This is a genomic window from Microcoleus sp. A6-C6, from assembly GCF_036705955.1.
Taxonomy (GTDB): Bacteria; Cyanobacteriota; Cyanobacteriia; order Cyanobacteriales; family Microcoleaceae; genus Microcoleus.
In genome coordinates this window covers 92516-114807 of sequence record NZ_JAUBVR010000010.1, presented here as the reverse complement: position 1 = coordinate 114807, position 22292 = coordinate 92516, and the positions used below count along the sequence as shown (strand labels likewise).

The following is a 22292-nucleotide window of genomic DNA, read 5'->3' as shown; positions in this document are numbered from 1 at the left end:
TTACGGATATGGGTTGATTTACATTCTGGACATTGCATAAATTATTCCTCCTGTTCATACTATAACTCAGCAACGCCAAAGTTTTACTACTGGATTCAGGAGTTTTAGTCATGTGTCTTTACTTGAACTCGTTCGCTTAATTGTACCCAATTGACTAGCGGATGACGAGAAAAGCAGTTTACCTCTAAAACAAGATTTTCTTTAAAGCTTACAGGGTATAGCTTACAATCGCATTCGTTTCGTAGCCTTCCAAGCTAACTATGCGGGTTCGATTCCCGTTGCCCGCTCTTTAATTAAATTACCTCAAACCTAGGATAAATCAACGGTTTGAGGCTTTTTATTGGCGAAAATACGGGGCTGTAGGGGGTCAGGTTGAATACAAAATGACTACGAAATGACCAAATTGACTATCAAATGACTACGAAATAGTCAAATTGAGTATCAAGTGAGTATCAAATCACTACCCGATCGCCCTTTTTGAATACAATTTGGAGACAAATGAATACAAATTGAATACAAAGCATACCTGTATTGAGTTTGAGCCGTTTAGCTTTGCAAGTATCTCTACAATCACTTCTACATCTCAGCTTGTGGTGAGCTGGGTGCAACAATAATTGGTTAACATAGAGTGCCCTGATTTGGCAAGATTGGCGATCGCCCTCAGCTTGAGTTATGACTGATTCAGAGTCGCATCAGTCACAAGGAGAACCCGTGAAATATTTTTCAGTAGTCATGTATTTGCTGCGGGAACGGCAACAGTTTCTCGAAGAAATTCGCGACGGTGTTAAGCTCAAATCTAAAATTTTCGGTTTGTTAATTTCCAGTACCATATTTTTTGGCATTTACGGAGCAATATTAGGTGCATCTAGTACGTGGATGCAATGTCTGGTTTCCGCAATTAAATTGCCAGCACTTTACTTACTGACGCTGATTATCTGCTTTCCCACACTGTACTTTTTTAATGTCATGTTTGGTTCAAAACGCACTTTTGAACAGTATTTGACATTGTTGATGACATCAATGGCGATGATTAGCGTTTTGCTGTTTGGATTTGCACCTGTCAGCCTATTTTTTCTCATCAGCAGTACAAATTACAATTTTTATCTACTGTTGAATGTTGCAATCATGGCGATCACAGGATTTTTGGGGGTAAATTTCATTTATCAAGGAATGCACTTTATGTCCGAACAAGATGCCGAAGGCAAAGACATCAGGCTAAATATTTTGCGATTCTGGTTGGGACTTTATGCGTTTGTCGGCAGTCAGTTGGGATGGACACTGAGACCGTTTTTTGGCGCGCCCGGACAAGCTTTTCAACTGTTCCGAAGCCGAGACAGCAATTTTTATATGAGTCTGTGGGATTCTATTAGGTCTCTGGGAGGATTTTAATTAATGCCAATTTAAGGAGATTTGCAAGAGTGATACAAGCAGATTTGGATGAGTTGAGAATTCCTGAAAAGGAGTTAGAACATTTGAGCGGAATAGCTTTAAGCGACGGGTTTTCAGGGAATTTTTATCGACCTGCCACACTCCGGGACGGCAAAAAGCTGTTTGCTTTTTTGTTGCATGAGTTGCTGATATTTTGTGTGACCCTTGTTGTGTCGCTCCCTGTGGCTTTGCTGGTCAACAAACATGAAGTTAGTTCAGTTAGCGATGCTGAGATATTGGTTCGGGTTTTACAAATAACTTTGGGTTTATCGCTGGCGATTACTGTTGCTTGGAATGTCTATCAATGGGTGAAAGCAAAGCCTTTAGAAACGTTGGCGGGTCTGCTGGATGAAGTTGAGAAGTATCATGAGGTGATTCAGGCTTTAGATATTATCGATCGCCTAACGGCTGCGGGCAATTTACAAGCCAATTTAATTAATCGACAAGATGCAATTGAGGCCTTACAAATCACTAAAGAAAGTTTGGTTTGTGCTTTAAAAACAGAGAGGATTCTCCGGGAGAATCAGCAATTTATCGGTCGCCGTTACGAGTTATTTGCTAATATTGAAAGTAATTTGGCGGCTTTGATGGCATTGGATGTCAGCGATCGGGCGTCTGAATACGGGCGGTTACTAAATGAGGCTTTGGAGATTGGGATGAGCGTGCACAAAGAGGTAAAAAAGTTGCAGAATGGCAAGTGATACCATTTGAGATTTGAGATTGGAATGGCTGATGAATTAAGTTTTGTAGGGTGCGTCGCCATAAACAATCCCTAAATTCACTCAATAATCTGACGGCGACGCACCTAGACAAATGCTATTAAAACTTTAATCGTCAAAGATATCTAACTGTTCGCCCTCAGACTCTTTTTTGCCATCTTTCTTAACACCTTTCCGCAGCCCGATCGCAATTTTGCTATGTTTCTCAATCTGCTTCATCACCTGTCTCGCCCTGTCAATCACCGACGGCGGTAAACCAGCCAACCTCCCCGCTTCAATTCCGTAGGACTTATCAGCACCGCCGGGGTGAACTTCGTGCAAAAATACGATTTGATCCGGCAATTCCTTCACAGTCACCTGATAATTTGCCACATTATCCAAAATCGAAGCTAACTCGTTCAATTCGTGATAGTGAGTCGCAAAAATCGTCCGCGCCCGAATCTCGCTGGCTAAATATTCTGCTACAGACCAAGCAATCGAAAGCCCGTCAAACGTCGCCGTTCCCCTGCCAATTTCATCCAACAACACCAATGATTGCGGCGTGGCGTGATTGAGAATATTGGCAGTTTCGTTCATTTCCACCATAAACGTAGATTGACCTGTTGCCAAATCATCCACGGCGCCGACACGGGTAAAAATGCGATCGCAAATTCCCAAAGTCGCAGCTTTCGCAGGCACAAAACTGCCCATTTGCGCCATTAACTGAATCAAACCCACCTGCCGCAAATAACAACTTTTCCCGCTAGCATTCGGGCCAGTTAAAATAATTAAATCCGGGCGATTTAGCGCTGCTTCCCGACCCAAAAAAGCCGAATTCGGCACAAAAAATCCCGGTGGTAAAGACTTTGCTACCACCGGATGACAACCTTCAATAATTTTAATTTCCCGACTTTCAACCATAGTCGGGCGACAGTAATCTTGATAAACCGCTACTTCCGCCAAACCACACAAAACATCGGCCGCCGCCACCGCGCGCGAAACGTTGCGAATAATTTCCGCGTGCTCTCCTACCTCCGATCGCAATTTCGCAAAAATATCGTATTCCAACTGATTTAAATCTTCCCGCGCTGTCAGAATTCGCACTTCCCTTTCTTTTAATTCTTCAGTGCTGTAGCGTTCTTCATTGGTGAGAGTTTGCTTGCGGGTGTAGTCGTTCGGTACTTGGTCAATTTTAGATTTTGTAATACTGATGTAATAGCCGAAAGCTTTATTGTAGCCTACTTTTAAATTAGAAATTCCGGTGCGCTTGCGTTCGTTAGCTTCTAAATTGGCAATCCATTCTTGGTCTCCTGATGCAGTTTGGCGCATTTCATCAAGCATTACATTGATTCCCGATCGAATCAAACCTCCTTCTTTTAAATGAATCGGCGGTTCGTCAACTAAATGAGTGTGAATTTGAGTTGCTAATTCTTCGAGAAGTGGCGGGACAATTTGCAGCGCTTTCAAATAGGGCGATCGCCCTTGAGTTGCGATCGAGGCTAATTCCGGCAATTTCGAGAGAGAATCTGCTAAAGCGACCAAATCCCGCGCGCTAGCTGTTCCAGAACCGGCACGGCCAGTCAGTCTTTCGATGTCGTAAATTTGGCGGAGTAACTGCTGCAAATCTTGGCGCAGCGGATTGTTTTCTACTAATTCTTGAATCGTATCGTGGCGGGCGCAAATGCCTTTAATGTTGAGCAAAGGCTGCATCGCCCAGCGGCGCAAAGCCCGGCCTCCCATTGCGGTGCTGGTTTTGTCGATCGCCCACAGCAGCGAACCGTGAAACACCCCATCTCTGACGGTTTGAGTAATTTCGAGATTGCGCCTGGTTTGGTAGTCGAGTGTGAGAAAGTCGGTGAGTGTGTAAGTGTGCAATCTTTGCAGAGCAACTGCTTTTTCCTTTTGGGTTTCTTCGAGATATTGCAGCAAACCGCCCGCAGCGCGCACTGCGAGGGAAAGATGTCCGCATCCCATGCCTTCGAGCGATCGCACTTTGAACTTTTGCAGGATTCTCTGTTTGGCTTCGGACAAACTAAACGGGATTTGCGATCGCAAAGAATAGCAAAACGAAGTCGGCAAACAATCGGGTAAATGCTCGGATTTCTCTCCTGGCCTCAACATCGTCACCAAATCCGGCGCATTAGTTGGTACCAAGACTTCCGAAGGCTGCAATCGCAGCAATTCTAGAGTTAATTGTTCTAAACTGTCCGCTTGAGTAGTGACGAATTCTCCCGTAGAAATATCAGTATAAGCCAATCCCCAATGGACTCCAGCGATGACGACTGCTGCTAAAAAGTTATTTTGCCGGGGTTTGAGCATTCCGTCGTCTGTCAAGGTTCCGGGAGTGAGAATGCGGGTGATTTCGCGCTTGACTTGGCGGCCTTCGCGGGCGGCGATCGAGGCATCTTCAACTTGGTCGCAAATTACCACAGCATAGCCTTTTTCTACTAACTGAGAACTGTAGCGATCGAGGGCGTGGTGTGGCACTCCTGTCATCGGCACTCGACCGATTTCTTTGCCGCTTTCTTTGCTAGTACAAACCAGTTCTAATTCCCGCGAAATTGTCACGGCATCTTGAAAAAAACACTCGAAGAAATCTCCGACTCTAAACAATAAAAGTGCGTGCGGATACTGTTCTTTCACTTCCACATACCGCTGCATCATCGGAGTCAGCTTGGTGAATTCTAGTAGGCGGTGGTCGGCATTGGGGATGTTGGCTTGACTGGGGTCTGTTGGGGTAGATGCAGTGTAAGGCATAAAAGGCGATCGATAAATTTTTATCTTTAACAATTTTACCGCAAGCTCGGCTTTGAGGTATAGCTAATGATACAGTATTTGACAATTAATCTTCCTGAAGCAGGGTGCGTGATGCTCAATTTTTAGGGCGAGTATTGAGCGATCCGAAAGTCAGACACCTACTTAATCATCGCTCAACCCCCTTTTTATTGAAAAATTTTAGGTAATAAATTATCTAATGTGAGCTAATTAACGACATTTCGTGAGAATTAATGGTAGTTTCGTTATTGAATCTGACCATTGTTCTCTTAACTTGCGATCGGCAATTTGCAGAAAATAAGTGTAAAGCTCTGTGTTTTCTGCTTCTCTAAATAAGAATTTTGTTTGCTATGGATAAAACAGCCTAAAGATAGATTTATAAATAATACCTAAGATAGAGACATCTAAGATTCAATCGATTTAAAATGAAAGTTGAATTGGCATTCATTATTCAATAAAAAACAATGCTTTTACAAGAAAAAGAATCCGGCGACTTGGTAGAAATTATCGATATCGAGACTTTAATCAGCCCTGCCAAAAATCATGTATCGGGCAGAATTCAAGCTGGTGAAGAAGAGCAAGACCCGGCAAATTTTGATAAGGATAAATTGGTTTTTCCGTCCGGCGAAGTTCTGCCGCGCTGCTGGATTGACGAAAATTATAAAACTAAAGGTTTGTAGTAGGGACTTCAGTCCTCGATTGACTCATTAAGTAATTCAGGACTCAAGTCCGAACGCTCAAACCTAAGAGAGGACTAAAGTCCTTACTAAAAACCACAGGTTCGTAGTAGGGACTTCAGTCCCTAATTGACTAATTAAGTAATTTAGGACTAAATTCTGAATGCTCAAACCAAACTGAAAGACTAACGATTATATTTGCGGTAAGAATAAAAATGGCGATTAATTGTTAACTATTCGATCGACTTGATGCGCTTCTGTGATGTCTGGAATATCCAGACGCTCGGCTAATTTGCGAATCACGGCTTCTGGTACAGGTGCGTTGCGGGAACTGTTGCGGCGCAATACTTCCTCCAAGGGAACTTCGAGATAAACAATCCGAATTCGCGCGTTGTAAGCAGCAAATAAATCAATTAACTGCTGCCGCATTTGTTTGCTTGTATTGGTGGCATTCCACACAAAAGAAGTTCTCGATCGCAAATATTCCTTAGCTCTTTGTTTTGCTTTGTCTAGAATAGCACTCTGGTTTTTTTCTGGGGATATATTCATCTCCAACCTCAGCGCATCCAAGGAAATTACGGGCAAACTTGGCAGGTTTTCTTTGATCCAATAATCTTTGCCACTTCCGGGCAATCCCGACATCAAAACAACTTCGCATTTGGTATCATCAAACATTTCAGCATCGGGATTGCCGTTATCTTTGCGGAAGTAGATAAATCGGCTGTGTGCTGAGGGGAATTGTCGGGGAGAATTCAAGCAATTATTTTCTTGACAAAACTCCCGAAATAGTTCTATTTTATCCAGGATTTCTTGTCTGTCGCTACACTCGCGGCCGCGCACGTCGGCTTCGGCCAAAAGTGCGAGGAAATCGCAGCGAACAACTTGACTGGCTTTAATTACAGACTGCTGTGGGTTGGGTTTGTCGAGTAGCCAGATGGGTAAACTGCCGAATTGGACGATCGCGCAAACAGTCTCCCGAATGCTAAACTGCACCGGCGGGTCGAATTGAGATAAAATTTGTCTGACCATCCTCGCACCTTGACGGGCGTGACCTTTTGAGCTAATTCTCCCATTTTCTTCTATCTTGGTAAAAGCCGGTTTTGCGACATCGTGCAGCAAAGCCGCAGCAAACAGCATTGAACGTTCTTGGACACCAAGCTGCCGCCAATTCAGGGAAGAGATTAAGGCTTCGCAGACCATTTTGGTGTGAATTAAGACATCTCCTTCAGCGTGATAAATCGGGTCTTGCTGACATCCTTCTAAGTTTTGAATCCAGTCAAAATGATTTTGAATGCTTCCCCAATCTAGGAACCAATCGGGCGGTTCAGGACAAAAGGGAAAAGTCCAAGTTTGGGATTGTGATAATAAAGTAGTCATGGTTTTACCTGTTTGTTAATATTGTAATTTCTTAGTCCGCGGAGGCGGATATTGTTTGTATAGTCGCGGTTTCAACCGCCGACTCTCAACGGACTATTAGGAGTCTTCAACTAAAATTAAATAAATCTGCGCCGGGACACAAAATATTAGGTACAATGGGACGATTCAGCCAATGTCCTTCGGCATTTTTAATAGCAGTCAAAAAGCTAGCGCGCACGTACTTATAACGCGCCTTGACAATTCCATTTTCTTCGATTTTAATATACAAGCCCTCCATAAAATCGCTCTGATCGGTCTCCTTCAAACACCGCTCTTCATCTAATCCTAATTGCCGGCATTGCAAGCGTAACCGATTCAAATGTCCGGGTTCAATAAAATTAGATTTTTCCATAAACTGCATCATTTGCTTGGGCGATTTTAGCACTCCCGAAAACAGCACTGGAACTGACATTAACGGCAGTCCGCTTAACAACTTGCAGCGGGCTTCTGTACTCAAAAATTGACGATTTTCTAAGTCCAGCACATCGTATTCCATAAAATAATGCGGCAAAAAATCATAAAAAACCGTGTGTTTGGCATAAAGCCATTCGCCGTACAGAATATAGCGATTTCCCAGCACTTCTCCCAGCACTCCGCTGAGACTGAAAGCCCACTGTTTGAACAAATTAAAATGTTTTTCTCTGGGCCCGCCGGTGAGATAGTGGCCACGACTTTGCAGCAGCATTTGTCCGTCTGGGGCGAAGCTGATGCCTGTATTTGCGCCGTCTACCTTTTCTTCGATGATTAAAGGGCGATCGGCAATAGCGCTAAACGGCACGCTGTCGAGGTCTTCATCACCCGGCTGGAAACGCGAACCTTCGATGTGATAAGTTCTAGGATATTTCACAATTTCCACCATCAGCTTACCCATCCATTTTATATTTTATATTTTATATTTTATATTTTAGAGGCTATCCAATCCATTTAACCATTATAATTGAATTATCACAAAGGAGCATATATTTTGAAATCTCAAAATTTCCAGAGCATATCATCAGCAATCGCTGGGATTCTATTAGTAGTCGCGATACTCCTCGGCTTTAACTCTTTTGTTGTCATCAATCCGGGTGAAGCAGGGGTGGTCAGCGTTTTGGGGAAAGCCACAGATGGAGCATTGTTAGAGGGATTTCACCTCAGACCCCCGTTGATATCCAAGGTAGATATATACGATGTAACAGTGCAAAAGTTTGAAGTTCCCGCCCAAAGTGCTACTAAAGACCTTCAGGATTTAAATGCTAGTTTTGCGATCAACTTTCGCCTCGATCCTACGAGAATTGTTGATGTCAGAAGGACTCAAGGAACCTTGGAGAATATAGTCTCAAAGATTATTGCTCCTCAGACGCAAGAAGCGTTTAAAACAGCGGCTGCACTGAGAACGGCTGAACAATCTATCACTCAAAGAAGCGAACTGAAAAAAGACTTTGATGCTGCACTGAAGGAACGGCTGTCAAAATATGATGTAATCGTGCTTGATACCAGCGTTGTCAACATTCGATTCTCGACAGATTTTGCCAAAGCAGTTGAAGAGAAACAGGTTGCTGAACAGCGGGCGCAAAGGGCTGTTTATGTTGCTCAGGAAGCAGAACAACAGGCTCAAGCTGACATTAACCGCGCTCAAGGTAGGGCAGAAGCTCAAAGACTTTTGGCGGAAACTTTGAAAGCTCAGGGCGGCGATTTGGTGCTGCAAAAAGAGGCGATTGAAGCTTGGAGAAGCGGCGGTGCTCAGATGCCAAAAGTGCTGGTTATGGGCGCAGGTTCAAGTCGGGTTCCTTTCATTTTTAATATGAATGATATGCAGGAAGAGCCCGCTCGCAAAACAGTGACTAACAATTAAAATCGGACTGACGCCAAGAAACCCGGTTTCTCCGAAAATATTGGCTTTGCTAACGATAAATCCCGCCAGAAACCGGGTTTGCTCAGAAAGCGTACATAAGTTTTATGAGAGTTTGCGGAGTATGCTACACTGCTGAAAGCCAAAAGATAACGACAGCTTGAAACCTGTCGCTATAAAAGCGAAGTCCGCAATTCATATGCAGACAACACACTCATTCTAGAAAGTAAGGAAAAAATCATGACCCGCGCGATTATGGAAACGAACAAAGGCACAATCAATTTGGAATTGTTTGATGCAGATGCGCCTAACACAGTTAATAATTTTGTTGACTTGGCAGAAAAAGGTTTTTACGACGGATTAGCGTTTCACCGAGTCATTCCTAACTTTATGGTTCAAGGTGGCTGTCCAAAAGGTACTGGAACCGGCGGCCCCGGCTACAAAATCAAGTGTGAAATCAACTCCAAAAAACATATTGCAGGAACTTTATCGATGGCTCATGCAGGTAAAGATACGGGCGGCAGCCAATTCTTTATTTGCCATTCTCCCCAGTCGCATTTAGATGGAGTTCACACAACTTTTGGCCAAACAGATGATATGTCTGTCGTGAATGCAATCCGCCAAGGCGATAAGATTATTTCGCTCAAAATCGAGCATTAATCCTCATTAATTACTTTCGTTTGTAATAAGGACTTTAGTCCTTATTACAACAAATTAAATACTAAATATATATATCTAATAAGTTATACTTTGGGATTCAAGAGGATTATGCTATCAATTGGCGATCGACCTTATTTGCTTGCATGACTTTTTTTGTAAATTTTTGCGATCGATATATTGCTCCTGAGATCAGTAATGATATAAAATAAATATAGTTCAGATCGGCAATTAAAAAAGTGAAATTAGTATGCTCAATAGAGGTTTGAGGAAAATAAAAAGAGAAGCTTCTCTGCTTCAATCTAGCTTATCTTATAAGTGGAGACTTTTGCAACACATCAAAAAATTACCTGCACTGAATCCGACGAATCAGTATATTGTCGAGGCTCTTAGAAAGGAAGGGGCTTTTATTACTTCTCTACAAGCTTTGTCATTGCCAATGAATGAACAACTTTTGGATGCAGTGAAGGCGATATTACCTAATAATCCAAAATCTCCTGCTTTTGAAGATCAATACGTTTATCATGTTAATTCAGCAGAAATTATCAAAAATTCAGAAATCTTTTTATGGGGTCTTCAAGAGCGGTTGTTTGACATTGCTGAAAATTATCTTGGGGTTCCCGTTGCTTACCGGGGTTTGTTTTTTCAGAAAGATTTTGCGAACGAACAGCAGGTACATACAAGATTGTGGCATAAAGACCCTGAAGATCATAGACTTCTCAAAATAGCTGTTTACTTGAATGATGTGAATCCTGAAAATGGCCCGTTTGAATATATTCCAAAGCATTTCAATTCTCAGTTAAGCCCTCTCAAACGAAAACTTTTATTTTCTGATGCAGAAGTAGCGCAACATTTAGACCAATCAAATTGGGTTTCATGTACAGGGCTAGCAGGTACTGTTGTTTTTTTCGACTCTCACCATGTTTTTCATCGCGGTAAGATGCCTATCAAGTCACACCGCGACGCAATATTTTTTAATTATCACTCCAGACAACCGATTAAAGTGTTTTCTGATCATTGGAAAGCTCCTTTTTCACCAGATGAGTTACTCGTGCTTTCAAAAACTCTTTCTCCACGCCAGAAAGAATCAGTTTTTTGGTGGGAAAATGGTGCGGAGTCATTCCAGCCAAAGTTGATGGCTAGGTGAAACATTTAATCAAGGAGAGGGGAAGGGAAAGAGGAATGGCAAAGGTAATTCAATACAGTTCATACTTGAGCAAAGTACAGGGAATTGAGCCATTGAAAACTGGAATCCGCTTTGATGTCCTGAGTCCAACTTGTTTCCCCAACTCCTTATTTCCTGTCAAAATAAACGCATTCCAACCTTTAAAACGCTGCTTGAAAATATCGCCTAACATTTTATAAAGTTCCCCTAATTCGCTAGGATCTCCCAGTCGCTCTCCGTAGGGAGGATTGCAAATCAGAACGCCTCTGTCTGTCGGTGCTTCCAACTCGGATAACTCGGTACGAGCAAACTTGATTTTACCGGCAATACCTGCTTGCTGCGCGTTAGTGCGAGCTTGATCTAACATATCAGAATCGCGATCGCACCCGGAAATCATTTCTGGAAGCTCTGACAATTCGCTGTTTTCCGCTTCGGCCCACAATTTATCCCACAAAGGCTCGTCAAAATCCCGCCACGTCATAAATCCAAACTTTTCTCGAAACAATCCCGGTGCAATATTTAAGGCTTTTAAACTCGCTTCCAAAGGCAAAGTTCCCGAACCGCACATCGGGTCTAAAAATGGTAAATCTGGCGTCCATTCTGCCATTTCTAAAAGGGCCGCAGCGAGGGTTTCTTTGAGCGGAGCCAGCCCCATTGCCGGTCGGTATCCCCGCCGGTGCAAACTGCCGCCGGAACTGTCTAAACTCAAAATAGCGCGATCGCGATGAATGTGAATATTAATCAGCAAATCGGGATTCTCGACATCAACACTCGAACGCTTGTTAAATTGGTGGCGCTGTTGGTCGGCGATCGCATTTTTGACCTGCAAAGCTGTAAAGTGAGTATGATTTAACTTGTCGTTCCCACCTGTACAGTTGACTGCTAAGGTATTATCAGGATTTAGATATTCGTCCCAAGGAATTCTCTGGACTGCGCCGTAGAGCATATCTGAGTTATAACACTGAAATTCGGCGATCGGCATTAACACTCGAAAAATTGTTCTTGACCAAAGATTGACGCGGTACAATAAAGCGCGATCGCCCGCAAAGTAAACTCCTGTAAAATCTGGCTTGACATCCTGCGCGCCTAAGCTTTCTAATTCTTGGGCGGCAATTGTTTCTAAACCGCGCGCAACTGTAGCAAAATATTGATTCATTGATGATTACGAAGGAAGAAGGAAGAGGGAAGAAGGAAGAGGGAAAAAGGAAGAGGGAAGAGGGAAGAAACAGGTATGTGTGTATTCGTGACTTCTGGATCGCGAATAAAGGTTGTTGGGGATTGGGAATGGGTTTTTCTCGATCGCCCTTCATTTAGATAGTAGCTCGTTTTCATCCTAACTCTCACAAACAATACTCTACCTTAAGGTAGATGCCGAGAATCAAAAAACTGCTATATTGCAGGAAAGTTTATCAACAGGCGATCGCCCGCCTAGTCCTGTAGTTAAAAGGGCGATCGGGCGATCGCCACACCCGCTCAACCTCCAAAATCTAGCTGCAGAGCGGATTCACGCTTAATTCTCACCAAGGTTGGCAACTGCTGCGAATTATCCTGTCGGCCTGTTTATTGAACAAAATTCTTAACTATTTGCACAGGTTATTAACTTCATGTTACACTTTTAGTCAAAGTTGAGAATTCAAGCCCTAACGTCACAGTCAGGGAAAATTTCAGCTAAATTGGTGTACTACAACAATTAGAGGCCATTATGTCAAAGCAAATCAACGCATCGGCTCTCAAACTGTCCCGCGCTAGCAAAATCCAAGTAGAAGTCAAGGAAATTGCCAAGCACGCCACAGCTAAAAACGTCTCTTCTACCCTCAATGTTGATGCCGATGGTAGCGATGTTACCAACGAGTAATTGCAGGTTTTTCCGTTAGACTTCGCCTCCCCAAACAAGAAGTAATAGATTTTATTTTTTGATGTCGGGAAGTCTGGAGTAATTGAGGACAAGCGCAAAGTGTTGTCCTCAATTATTAAATTGCTAAAATCTTATTGATAATTTTTATCGTTTATTTTTAAAATTTATGCGATCGCTCGCCAATCTCCTCAAACCATACAATCTGGAAGATTTTTTAAATAACAACTGGACAAACAAAGCAGTTGCGATTAAAAGTGAAGGAAAAAAAGACTTTGCACACCTATTTTCCTGGGAAAAACTCAACCACCTGCTCAACTTTTACCAATTAAAATATCCCGACATTCGCTTAGCAGTAGAAGGAAAAGTTCTCGACGAAAGCGAAAATGAAAATCTCATCAAATTGTGCCAATCTGGAGCAACGTTAATTATCAATCAAGTCCACAAACTCATACCAGAAATAGCTGAATTTGCAGCAGAATTTAAAGCAGACTTGGGTTATGGAAACCAAGTAAATGCCTACTGTTCTTGGCCGGAAAAACAGGGTTTTTCCTCCCATTACGACACCCACGAAGTTTTTATCTTGCAGACAGACGGAATCAAACAGTGGTACGTCTTTGCCGACACAATTAAATACCCGCTTACAGACCAAAAATCCTCCACTTTTCCGCCGCCAGAAACCCCACCCTATTTAACCTGCACATTGCACCCTGGCGACGTGCTTTACATACCGCGCGGACATTGGCATTATGCAATTGCTTCCGACGAACCGTCGCTGCATTTAACATTAGGAATTCACTGCAAAACAGGAATTGATTTTTTAGAATGGTTGGTGGGCGAATTGCGACAACAATCAGAGTGGCGGCAAAGTTTACCGCTGCGAATAAATCAAGATTCAATCGATACAAGTGTAAATAATTTAATTGCTGAATTTCACGGCTACACAAACAGTAAAAATCTGGGAGAAGAGTACAGCAGCTACCTCGATAGTTTAGCCAAACCTGTGGCGAAATATTCTCTCCCTTATCAAGCAGGGTTCAACATTTTTCCCTACGGCATTCAAACTAAATATAGAATTCCCAAATTTCAGCGGGTGAGAATTCACGAATTGCCTGACGGGTGCGGATACAAAATCGTTGTTGGAGGCAAAGAATTATCTCTGAAAGGAGTAACGGATAAATTTACAGACAATCTATTCAGTACAGAAGTTTTTACAGGAGAGGATGTGATGGATTGGTTGCCGGATTGTGATTGGGAAATAGATGTAATGCCGCTTTTGTCGAGGCTAGTTGTTGAAGGAATTATTTTTGTTAGTTAAAGCTACATAAGAGTAATAGCTGCGATAAATTGGTTTGTAACATAGTAATTTATGACACACAATGAGGTATAACATGACGAATAGTTTTTTGTGCGCTGATGCTTCTAAATGCGTTCAAGAGGATATTATTGGTAGCGGTACTAATTACCAAACCTATGTATTAATTGAATGCTGTTTGCCTTGGGAATCAGAAGCTTTTAATTCCCCACAAGTTCCCCAGAATCTCAGGGATTTGGTGAAGGAAGTAGAGCATTCAAAGCAAAAAATCAGATTTTTGTTGATAAATAGTGAAGCAACTAAATGTGCTGATCAGCGCAAAATTTTGATTTACGAAAATCAAAGTCAAGATATTTGTGGCGGTTACGAAAAACACGAATTTAATGTTAATAACATTGAAGAAGTGGCGGCAACAGTCAAAAGCTATTTAGCTGGAGAAGTCCCGGATTGCGAAGTTGAAAATAACCCAATTAGAGATATTTTGGTTTGCACTCACGGGAGTCACGATAGATGTTGCGCCAGATACGGCAATCCTTTTTATGCCCAAGCAAAAGCTGTGGTTTCCGAGTTAGAATTGAGTGATGTTCGTGTTTGGAAATCCAGTCACTTTGGCGGACACCGCATGGCACCGACTGCGATTGATTTGCCAGATGGTAGATATTACGGAAATCTCGATCGCACTTCGTTCAAATCTATTCTGACGCGCACTGGCGATATTGAATGTTTGAATAAAGTTTATCGGGGTTGGGGAATTTTGCCAAACGCAATTCAGGTTTTGGAACGAGAATTTATCATGCGCTACGGTTGGGATTGGTTCAACTACAAAGTTGCGGGGCGCATTGTTGAAAAATATCCAGAAAATGATGGTTTTGTTGCTGAATTAACTTTTGAAAAAGTCGATGGGACGTACACCTATCGGGCTAATTTAGTCAAAAATGACAGTAAAACAGTTCGGCTGAAAGGTTCCTGCGGTGCGAAACAAGAATCAGAGTTTGTCAAGTATTTGGTAAAAAATTATTACTTTTACTCGAAGACTGAAGAGTCAAAATTTGTCATCTATCCGGGAAGTCCGCAGCCGATATTGGTAGAGACAATGTGAAATTATAGCCTTTCAAGCTCTCATATCAGGTACGCTTCCGGCATAGGGCATAGGGCATAGGGCATAGGGCATAGGGCATAGGGCATAGGGCATGAGGCTCTCCTCACTTTTTTGAGAACCGCTATAAACAATCACAATCAAATAGGTTCGTAGTGAGGACTTTAGTCCGCATTCAAAATCAGGTTCGTAGTGAGAACTTTGGTCCGCATCCAAAATCAGGTTCGTAGTGAGGACTTTAGTCCGCATCCAAAATCAGAGGACTAAAGTCTTCACTACGAATCTATATTATGACACTAATTAAATTTCTAACTGCATGAATACGTGCGGAATTCCCAGGTAATCAAAAGGACTTTCTTGTGCGGAAAATCCGAGTTTTTGGTAAAATTGAACAGCGTTAATGCGAGACATCAGTCTCAGTGTTTTGAAATTATTTTCCTTAGCTTGTGCGATCAATTTTTCCATCAGTTTAGTGCCAATTCCCTGATTTTGGAATTCAGGAAGCACAGCAACATAAGAGATGCTTCCTAATTCTGGGGATAATTCTCGGAGTCGGCCTGATGCGATAATTTTGCGATCGCCCGTTGCTATGATATGACAAGCACCATTTTCGTGATCGTCCTTTTCGCTACCCCTTTCCATACCCAGGGGCGATCGCAAAACCAACCACCGCTGGTAAAACATCTCTTCTAATTCTTGTGCGTTTTTAACCGGACGTATATCTATATTTGGCATTTTTTTTGATAAATTACTGTAGGTTCGTAGTGAGGACTTTAGTCCTTCTTATGTAAAGGACTAAAATTCTCACTACAAACATCCGCTAACTGGCGGACTCATTGAATAACCACCAATCACAAACTATCAGTAACACTCGTGAAATTAAAAGCTTTCACGCGCACTCCGGGCACGACATTACCGCCGTAACGTTTCACCTCGGTAACTGCATCGACATCGCGCAACATATCAGGTAAAACTTGATTGAAACGCATATTTTTAATCGGGTAAACAATATTACCATTTTCAATCCAGAAAGTACCGTCGCGAGTCATGCCGGTTACTTCCGATGTTTTCGGATTCACGTAATTTACATACCAAGCTCGACTGACAAAAATTCCCCGCTCGGTTTGAGCGATTAAATCTGCTAAACTTTGATCGGAACCTGTCATCACTATCGGGTAATAAGCACCTTTCGTTTCTTTCCCTTTTTGCGCGGCCCAATAGCGGGAATAAGACAAACTTTGAGGGATGCCATTTTTGATGATTTCCAAATAGTTATTTCTCAATCCGTCGCCGAAAAAATTACCCGATCGCAACAAAGGATGACTTGGATCGCGCTGTACCTGCACTAACGGGCTGAAAAGTTGTTCTCCCGCGCGGTTTCCAGCGGGTTTTCCAGACTCATCGGCGATCGACATAAACGATCGCCCTTCATCCGCCGCCCGCGCATCCATACCCCAAATTATCCACGGTAGCAAGTCCGAAAACGCAGCGCCATCAAAGATTACAGGATAAACAGCGGGAGTAATTTCGCGGGGGTTGCGGGAGGCCTTCGCGCGATCGACAACTTGTGCTGCTAATTCGGCCACTTGTAGTTGACTAATACTCCAAGCTGTGGATTCAGTCCAGCTAGAACCGTTGTCAATGCGGGCTGTAAAGCCGAAATTCGCCTCTGTAGATTGGTTGCAGGCGCGGAGTCCGGTTGACGAGGCGATCGCGTACAGCGAAGCCTCAGCGCTCAATGTACCGGAAGCTTCCGCGCCTTCGCCAGATGCGATCGCACAAGCCTGTCGCACCATTTCTGCGCGGGCTAGAGGCGATACAGCGGCCGTTGCTTCATCAAACGCGGGCCTCGGTAAATCGTAGGTTTGAGGGGGCAGCAAGGGCATCCATTCGGGGTCTGCGGGGGCAATTCGGGCGAGTTCTTCCGATCGTTTAATGGTTTGGGCGATCGCATCTTCATCAAATTCAGTAACAGCAGCAGAAGCACTTTTGTTGCCAAAATAGCTAGTAATGTTGAGGCTAAATACAGTCTTGCTAATATTTTGGCTGATTTGATTTTCTGAGAAACGGGAAAGAGATTCTTCGCCAGTAGAGAGACTGACAAATACTGCTTCTGCTGAGGATTGTTTGACTACATTTTCTAGTAAAGATAAGGCTTGGTCTTCACTTAAAATTGCGGGAGATGTTGTAACGGTCATAAGCTATAATGCTAGCATGATTTGTTGGTATTTGAAAACATATTGAGCCGCAATATTACGGTTAACTTGCCTGTACTAAAGAGCGAACTGTTAACACTTCATCAGCTCGTAAAGGTTCCACATCTGAACGGGAGACAGCCACGACTAAAATCGATTCTCCTAACGCATTAAATATTTCTAACACGCAGCCATCTTCGCCTTGGATTGGGTGAGGTACGCGATCGACTAGCATAGCTACATCGCCTTTTTTTAGTTGATATAGAGGCATATCCCGGCACAATGCTACACGCTGATAAAGTTCAAGTTTCACGTCGAGGCTCCTTTTTAGGTTTGAGAGTAATAAAATGAAAACTTCCGTCAATTTGCCACTGCAACCAAATTGTAACAACTGCTAAATTACGTCCATTAACTGCTGGTAACTCACCTTCAGCGCGAAAGAACTTTCCGAATTCATTAGCACCATCTTCTACTGCCTCAGCAGATGCGATTAAAGACTGAATTGCTGCTAGCAAAGCTTCTGGGTTATATTGACTAAAACCACCCTGAGCCAGAAATTTTTATTTGTCATCTTGCGCTTTTAAAATAAGTAGATAGCGCGTTAATTTGGCTTCTGGTATGATAGCATCCGCTGGAATTTTCACGTTAACAACCTACGCTTTAAATTAAGCCCTTCCCCCAATTTGAATATCCCTTACCCGCACCGGCACACAAGCGTGAGTCATTTGAGCAACCTGTATCGGTTCACCTTTGCCGCACATATTCGTACCACATTGTACCCGTTCGGAAGCAGGGCCAATCGCATCTACTTGATTCCAGAAATCAGTGCTCATTGAATGATAGGTTACATCCTTCAACATCCCGACAACTTTACCTTTTTCCACCTTCCAAAACGCATTACCGCCGAATTGAAAATTGCGCCGCTGTTGGTCAATTGAAAAACTACCAATACCATCAATTAAAATCCCATCTTCCGTATCAGCAATCATCTCATCTAAAGTAGCAGTATGACTGCCACCATCCGGGCCTGGTTCCAATCCCAAATTAGGAATTCTCACCATCGGTACACTCGACCAACTGTCAGCGCAGGCAGAACCGTTGCTGCTACCGCGTCCGAGGCGATAAGCTGTTTCTCTGTCAGTGAGATAATCAACTAAAATTCCATCCTTGACAACGTACCAATCCTGTGATTTTACGCCCTCATCGTCGTAACCCATTGTACCGCGGCCGTGGGGTTGAGTGCGATCGCACTTGAAGTTAACCCAAGGTGCAGCGTATTGCAGCTTATTTAACTTATCGGTAGTAGCAAAACTCGTGCCAGCAAAATTAGATTCGTAGCCGTAAACCCGGTCTAATTCTGTTGGGTGTCCGACGGATTCATGGATTGTCAGAAACAAATTTGTCGGCTTGAGAATCAGAGATTTGCAAATACCAGCCGGGACTTTTGGCGCAGCGACTTTCTCAATCGCTTCGGCCGCAACTCGTGCGACTTGACTCAACAAATCATCTGGATTAATGTGTTCGTAACCGATGTTTAGGGGCGGGCGTTCGTAACTGCGACTTTGGGCATCGCCGCCCGCAATTGCCGTACAGCCAAAACCCGGATAGCTGCGGTAGATTGTTTGTTCGATTAGCGAGCCTTCTGTGGACGCAAAAACCTTGTCTTCGCGATTGAATGTCAAAAAAGAATAAGCTTTTTTGATGCCTTGTGATTCGTGTGCTAGCAGGCGCTCGTTGATGGTTAATAAAAGTTCGGCTTTGTCAGCAACGGGTACAGAAAACGGGTCAATTGCGATCGCACTAATGTAAGTATCGACATATTTTTCGACTGGTACTAAGCGCACCGGTGCTTTTTGAGTCAAGCGGCTGCCTTTAGCGATTTCCACGGCCAAAGCGACGATTCTGGCAACCTCTGCGGTGGTTTTGCTGTGACTGGCGGCAAAGCCCCAAGCACCGTCTAGCAGCACTCGCACGCCAAAACCGGAACTTACATTATCGGAGATATTGCTTAAAGAGCGATCGCGCGCATACAAACCTTGCCTCCGGTAACTGCAAAAACGCACATCACCGTATTCGCACCCACTTTTCCGAATCAAATCTACAGCTAAATTTGCCAACTCGTTAGCAGAGATTTTTGCAGTTAACAGTACCATAGTTATTCGTCGTTCGTCGTTCGTTATGAATGATTATAGCGCTGTTTAAGGATTTGAACGAACCGCGAAGACGCAAAGAGCGCGAAGCAGGGAAAGAGAGAGAGATTTTCCCGATCTTCTTCTCTCTCTCTTCCTTCGTGTCCTTAGCGCCTTCGCGGTTTGATTAAATCTCACTCCAATCCCTGCAAAACCCCAGTCAAAATTTCCAAAATGCGATCGATATGTTCCTGTTCAATAATCAACGGAGGCGACAAAGCAATAATATCACCAGTAGTCCGAACCAGCAACCCTTTTTCAAAGCACTGCAAGAAACAATCAAAAGCCCGTTTCCCCGGCTTCCCAGGGATAGATTCCAACTCAATCCCCGCCACAAGTCCGAGATTCCGCACATCAATTACATGGCGCACGCCCTTCAAAGAATGAACCGCATTTTCCCAATAATCAGCCAACTTATTAGCCCGTTCAAACAGCCTTTCTTCCTCATAAATATCCAGCGTCGCCAAAGCAGCAGCGCAGGCTAGCGGATGACCAGAATAAGTATAACCGTGAAAAAGCTCGATCGCATTTTCGGGAGCATTCATAAAAGCATCATAAATTCCCTCCTTCACAAACACCGCCCCCATCGGTACAGTACCATTAGTTATCCCCTTCGCCACCGTCACAATATCGGGAACCACCCCAAAATATTCAGTAGCAAAACTCGAACCCAGCCTGCCAAATCCAGTAATTACCTCATCAAAAATCAGCAGAATCCCGTACTTGTCACAAATCTCCCGCAGCCGCTGCAAATAACCTTGGGGCGGAATCAAAACCCCCGTAGAACCAGCAACAGGTTCGACAATTACCGCCGCAATATTAGACGCATCGTGCAAAGCCACAATCCGTTCCAATTCATCAGCAAAATGCGCGCCCCATTTCGGTTGCTTGCGACTGAAAGCATTGTGTTCTAAATTATGAGTGTGAGGTAAATGATCAACTCCTGTCAGCAAACTGCCAAAAAATTTACGGTTTGTACCAATACCACCGACAGAAATTCCCCCAAAACCAACGCCGTGATAACCGCGTTCCCTACCGATTAATCTTTGACGAGTTCCTTCACCTTTCACCCGGTGATAAGCAATCGCAATTTTCAAAGCAGTTTCCACAGACTCCGAACCCGAATTAGTGAAGAAAACGCGATCGAAATTGCCCGGAATCATCTTCACCAAACGTTCCGCTAATTCAAAAGCGCCGGGGTGTCCCATCTGAAAAGGTGGGGCATAATCTAGGGTCGATACTTGCTTATGAATTGCCTCGATAATTTTCGGGCGACAGTGGCCTGCATTCACGCACCAAAGCCCCGCAATCCCATCTAAAATGGATCGGTTATCATCGGTTGTAAAGTGCATATCTTTTGCCGAAACCAAGATGCGCGGATTTGCCTTAAACTGTCGGTTAGCCGTGAAAGGCATCCAGTAAGCGTCCATATTTGTCATGTTTTTTATCCTTTTATATTCATCTTTCCGTTTTCAGACTATAACTTGTTACCGATTGCCGATCGACCGACACTTATTATAATTTTACAAATATCTATTTAACGAACCGCGAAGACGCAAAGAGCGCGAAGGAAGATAAGAAAGAGCTTTTTCTCATTTTTAAATCAAGTCTTTGCCTAAAAAGATTTACCTATCTTCCTCTTTCTCTTCCTTCTCTTCCTTCGTGCCTTCGCGGTTCGTTAAATAGATATTATTTGCTAATTAACGATCGCACCAACCGACTAATGTTGCAACAAACCCGTCAGCATTTTCACAGGCCGCCCATCGTAGGGCCACGCGAAAGCATGGCGGAAAGCGGCCTCTTGACAGGCTTGTAACTGCCGAAAATCAATGATATCCAGAGTCAACAAATTCTCGTACTCAAAAGGCAGCCGCACGTTGTGCAATCCCGCGTTGTCTGTGCAAATGGCAATATCGACGCCAGCCTCAAAACATCGATCGAACACAACCTTCAATTCCCCCATATCCTGTAACGTCCCCGTCTTGAGATAGGTAGTCGGGCAAACCTCTAAGCATTGACCCCTGCGCGCGACCTCTGGCAGCAGTTCGGGATATTTTAGCGGAATTTGAATCCCGTGGCCGATACGCATCAAATAGGGCAGAAGTTCGGGATAACAGCCAGAGGTAGTTTCGTAGAGATGGCCGGTAGTCTTAATGCCGATCGACCTTGCGTACTGATACAATGCCACAAACTCATCCAGGCGATCGCCAATAGCAGCATCACCGCCCGCAAGATCGATCGCACAAACATATTCTCCCATTTGAGCGGCCAAATCGACGATCGCCCGATTCACCTCATGGGGTAAACGCGAGTGCATACACAAAATTTGGCTAGTCACAATCGGACAATCACCAATTTGACTTGCCTTCCCCACAACCCGTACAATTTCTGCCATCAAATCAATGCGTTTTGACTGTGACAAATGCTCTGGAGTCCGCAAATAAGGCGTATAGCGCAACTCCAAATAAGCCAAATTTTCAAATACATAAGCGCCGCGCATCAACCGATAGATAAAATAAGGCAAAGTCTCCACAGTTTGCACGCTTTCTACCAGCGTGTGCAGTTCCAAATACTCATCGAGAGTATTGCGCGGACGAGTGTAAAAATCCTCAAAAGCAGAGTAGTGTTGAAAGCGATCGACCATTTCGGCATTATGGCGATCGAAATAGCGCCACAGAATCCGAGGAACCACAGAACCGCCTAAATGTCGGTGCAACTCAGCGTGTAAAGTCATGCGATTTTAGATTTTAGATTTTGGATTTTAGATTGAAGAATTGGGAATGACTTACAGGATAATAAAGAAGATTGCAATAGACTATCCCATTCTCCCATTCTCCCCCTCTCCCCCTCTCCCCCTCTCCCATTCTCCCCCTCTCCCATTCTCCCCCTCTCCCCCTCTCCCATTCTCCCATTCTCCTTTCGGAAGTCCCCCGATAGTGCTGGGAGTCTTTGATTGAGAGTAATACAGCCTCACTGCTCTCAATTGTAACAAAAATAT

General features: G+C 43.6%; 21 protein-coding genes. 10 read left to right on the top strand and 11 right to left on the bottom strand.

The window, feature by feature from the left end; translation table 11 throughout:
- The first annotated feature begins 711 nt into the window (after positions 1–711).
- Together QUB52_RS06825 and QUB52_RS06820 are read left to right on the top strand one after the other, a co-directional pair.
- Positions 712–1389: an actin-binding WH2 domain-containing protein gene (locus QUB52_RS06825; RefSeq protein WP_332976139.1), complete on the top strand. Its 678-nt coding sequence runs from the start codon at positions 712–714 to the stop codon at positions 1387–1389.
- 29 nt (positions 1390–1418) lie between these two features.
- Positions 1419–2129, top strand: a complete 711-nt coding sequence (locus QUB52_RS06820; RefSeq protein ID WP_332972504.1) for a hypothetical protein — start codon at positions 1419–1421, stop codon at positions 2127–2129.
- 126 nt (positions 2130–2255) lie between these two features.
- On the opposite strand, the gene mutS is transcribed toward QUB52_RS06820, so the two are convergent.
- Positions 2256–4883, bottom strand: a complete 2628-nt coding sequence (mutS, locus tag QUB52_RS06815; RefSeq protein WP_332967282.1) for a DNA mismatch repair protein MutS — start codon at positions 4881–4883, stop codon at positions 2256–2258.
- Positions 4884–5365: 482 nt separating this feature from the next.
- Here mutS and QUB52_RS06810 point away from each other — a divergent pair, with 482 nt between their 5' ends.
- The gene (locus tag QUB52_RS06810) at positions 5366–5581 is read left to right on the top strand and encodes an acetyltransferase (RefSeq protein WP_265235000.1); all 216 of its coding nucleotides are present in this window, start codon (positions 5366–5368) and stop codon (positions 5579–5581) included.
- 219 nt (positions 5582–5800) lie between these two features.
- On the opposite strand, the gene QUB52_RS06805 is transcribed toward QUB52_RS06810, so the two are convergent.
- Together QUB52_RS06805 and QUB52_RS06800 are read right to left on the bottom strand one after the other, a co-directional pair.
- Positions 5801–6955, bottom strand: a complete 1155-nt coding sequence (locus tag QUB52_RS06805; protein WP_332967277.1) for an AAA family ATPase — start codon at positions 6953–6955, stop codon at positions 5801–5803.
- Between the two features lie 106 nt (positions 6956–7061).
- Positions 7062–7865 (bottom strand): RNA ligase family protein, encoded by an 804-nt coding sequence (locus QUB52_RS06800; protein ID WP_265235002.1) that lies wholly within the window; start codon positions 7863–7865, stop codon positions 7062–7064.
- A gap of 93 nt (positions 7866–7958) precedes the next feature.
- On the opposite strand from QUB52_RS06800, the gene QUB52_RS06795 reads away from it, so the two are divergent.
- The 3 genes from QUB52_RS06795 to QUB52_RS06785 all read left to right on the top strand — a co-directional run bounded on the left by QUB52_RS06795 (position 7959) and on the right by QUB52_RS06785 (position 10629).
- Complete coding sequence (locus QUB52_RS06795) at positions 7959–8828, top strand: prohibitin family protein (RefSeq protein ID WP_265235003.1); 870 nt, start codon at positions 7959–7961, stop codon at positions 8826–8828.
- A 237-nt stretch (positions 8829–9065) separates the two neighbouring features.
- Positions 9066–9485 (top strand): peptidylprolyl isomerase, encoded by a 420-nt coding sequence (locus tag QUB52_RS06790; RefSeq protein ID WP_265235004.1) that lies wholly within the window; start codon positions 9066–9068, stop codon positions 9483–9485.
- A 247-nt stretch (positions 9486–9732) separates the two neighbouring features.
- Complete coding sequence (locus QUB52_RS06785; RefSeq protein ID WP_332972505.1) at positions 9733–10629, top strand: phytanoyl-CoA dioxygenase family protein; 897 nt, start codon at positions 9733–9735, stop codon at positions 10627–10629.
- A 49-nt stretch (positions 10630–10678) separates the two neighbouring features.
- Here the strand turns inward: QUB52_RS06785 and QUB52_RS06780 are convergent, their stop codons facing one another.
- Positions 10679–11803, bottom strand: a complete 1125-nt coding sequence (locus QUB52_RS06780) for a THUMP domain-containing class I SAM-dependent RNA methyltransferase (protein WP_332972506.1) — start codon at positions 11801–11803, stop codon at positions 10679–10681.
- Here QUB52_RS06780 and QUB52_RS06775 point away from each other — a divergent pair.
- From QUB52_RS06775 to QUB52_RS06760, 4 genes are all read left to right on the top strand, one after another.
- Complete coding sequence (locus tag QUB52_RS06775; RefSeq protein WP_265235009.1) at positions 11803–11961, top strand: hypothetical protein; 159 nt, start codon at positions 11803–11805, stop codon at positions 11959–11961. The two genes, QUB52_RS06780 and QUB52_RS06775, sit on opposite strands and share 1 nt — an antisense overlap.
- A 388-nt stretch (positions 11962–12349) precedes the next feature.
- Positions 12350–12502: a hypothetical protein gene (locus tag QUB52_RS06770; RefSeq protein ID WP_332972507.1), complete on the top strand. Its 153-nt coding sequence runs from the start codon at positions 12350–12352 to the stop codon at positions 12500–12502.
- 166 nt (positions 12503–12668) lie between these two features.
- Positions 12669–13817, top strand: coding sequence for a cupin domain-containing protein (locus tag QUB52_RS06765; RefSeq protein WP_332972508.1), 1149 nt, complete (start codon positions 12669–12671; stop codon positions 13815–13817).
- 73 nt (positions 13818–13890) lie between these two features.
- Positions 13891–14913 carry a sucrase ferredoxin gene (locus QUB52_RS06760; protein ID WP_332972509.1) on the top strand — a complete coding sequence of 341 codons (1023 nt, stop codon included), beginning with the start codon at positions 13891–13893 and terminating at the stop codon, positions 14911–14913.
- A gap of 297 nt (positions 14914–15210) precedes the next feature.
- Here the strand turns inward: QUB52_RS06760 and QUB52_RS06755 are convergent, their stop codons facing one another.
- From QUB52_RS06755 to QUB52_RS06725, 7 genes are all read right to left on the bottom strand, one after another.
- Positions 15211–15645, bottom strand: coding sequence for a GNAT family N-acetyltransferase (locus QUB52_RS06755; protein ID WP_265235013.1), 435 nt, complete (start codon positions 15643–15645; stop codon positions 15211–15213).
- Between the two features lie 116 nt (positions 15646–15761).
- Positions 15762–17108 carry a TldD/PmbA family protein gene (locus QUB52_RS06750; protein ID WP_332967265.1) on the bottom strand — a complete coding sequence of 449 codons (1347 nt, stop codon included), beginning with the start codon at positions 17106–17108 and terminating at the stop codon, positions 15762–15764.
- Between the two features lie 61 nt (positions 17109–17169).
- Complete coding sequence (locus tag QUB52_RS06745; RefSeq protein ID WP_265235015.1) at positions 17170–17418, bottom strand: DUF4926 domain-containing protein; 249 nt, start codon at positions 17416–17418, stop codon at positions 17170–17172.
- A complete protein-coding gene (locus tag QUB52_RS06740; RefSeq protein WP_332967280.1) occupies positions 17408–17659 on the bottom strand; it encodes a DUF6883 domain-containing protein in 252 nt (83 codons plus the stop codon). The genes QUB52_RS06745 and QUB52_RS06740 overlap by 11 nt, the downstream gene beginning before the upstream one ends.
- A gap of 111 nt (positions 17660–17770) precedes the next feature.
- Positions 17771–19258 (bottom strand): TldD/PmbA family protein, encoded by a 1488-nt coding sequence (locus tag QUB52_RS06735; RefSeq protein WP_332972510.1) that lies wholly within the window; start codon positions 19256–19258, stop codon positions 17771–17773.
- Positions 19259–19428: 170 nt separating this feature from the next.
- Positions 19429–20733, bottom strand: a complete 1305-nt coding sequence (locus tag QUB52_RS06730) for an aspartate aminotransferase family protein (RefSeq protein ID WP_332972511.1) — start codon at positions 20731–20733, stop codon at positions 19429–19431.
- A gap of 281 nt (positions 20734–21014) precedes the next feature.
- On the bottom strand, positions 21015–22028 hold the full coding sequence (locus QUB52_RS06725; protein ID WP_332972512.1) for an adenosine deaminase: 1014 nt from the start codon (positions 22026–22028) through the stop codon (positions 21015–21017).
- Positions 22029–22292 lie beyond the last annotated feature (264 nt).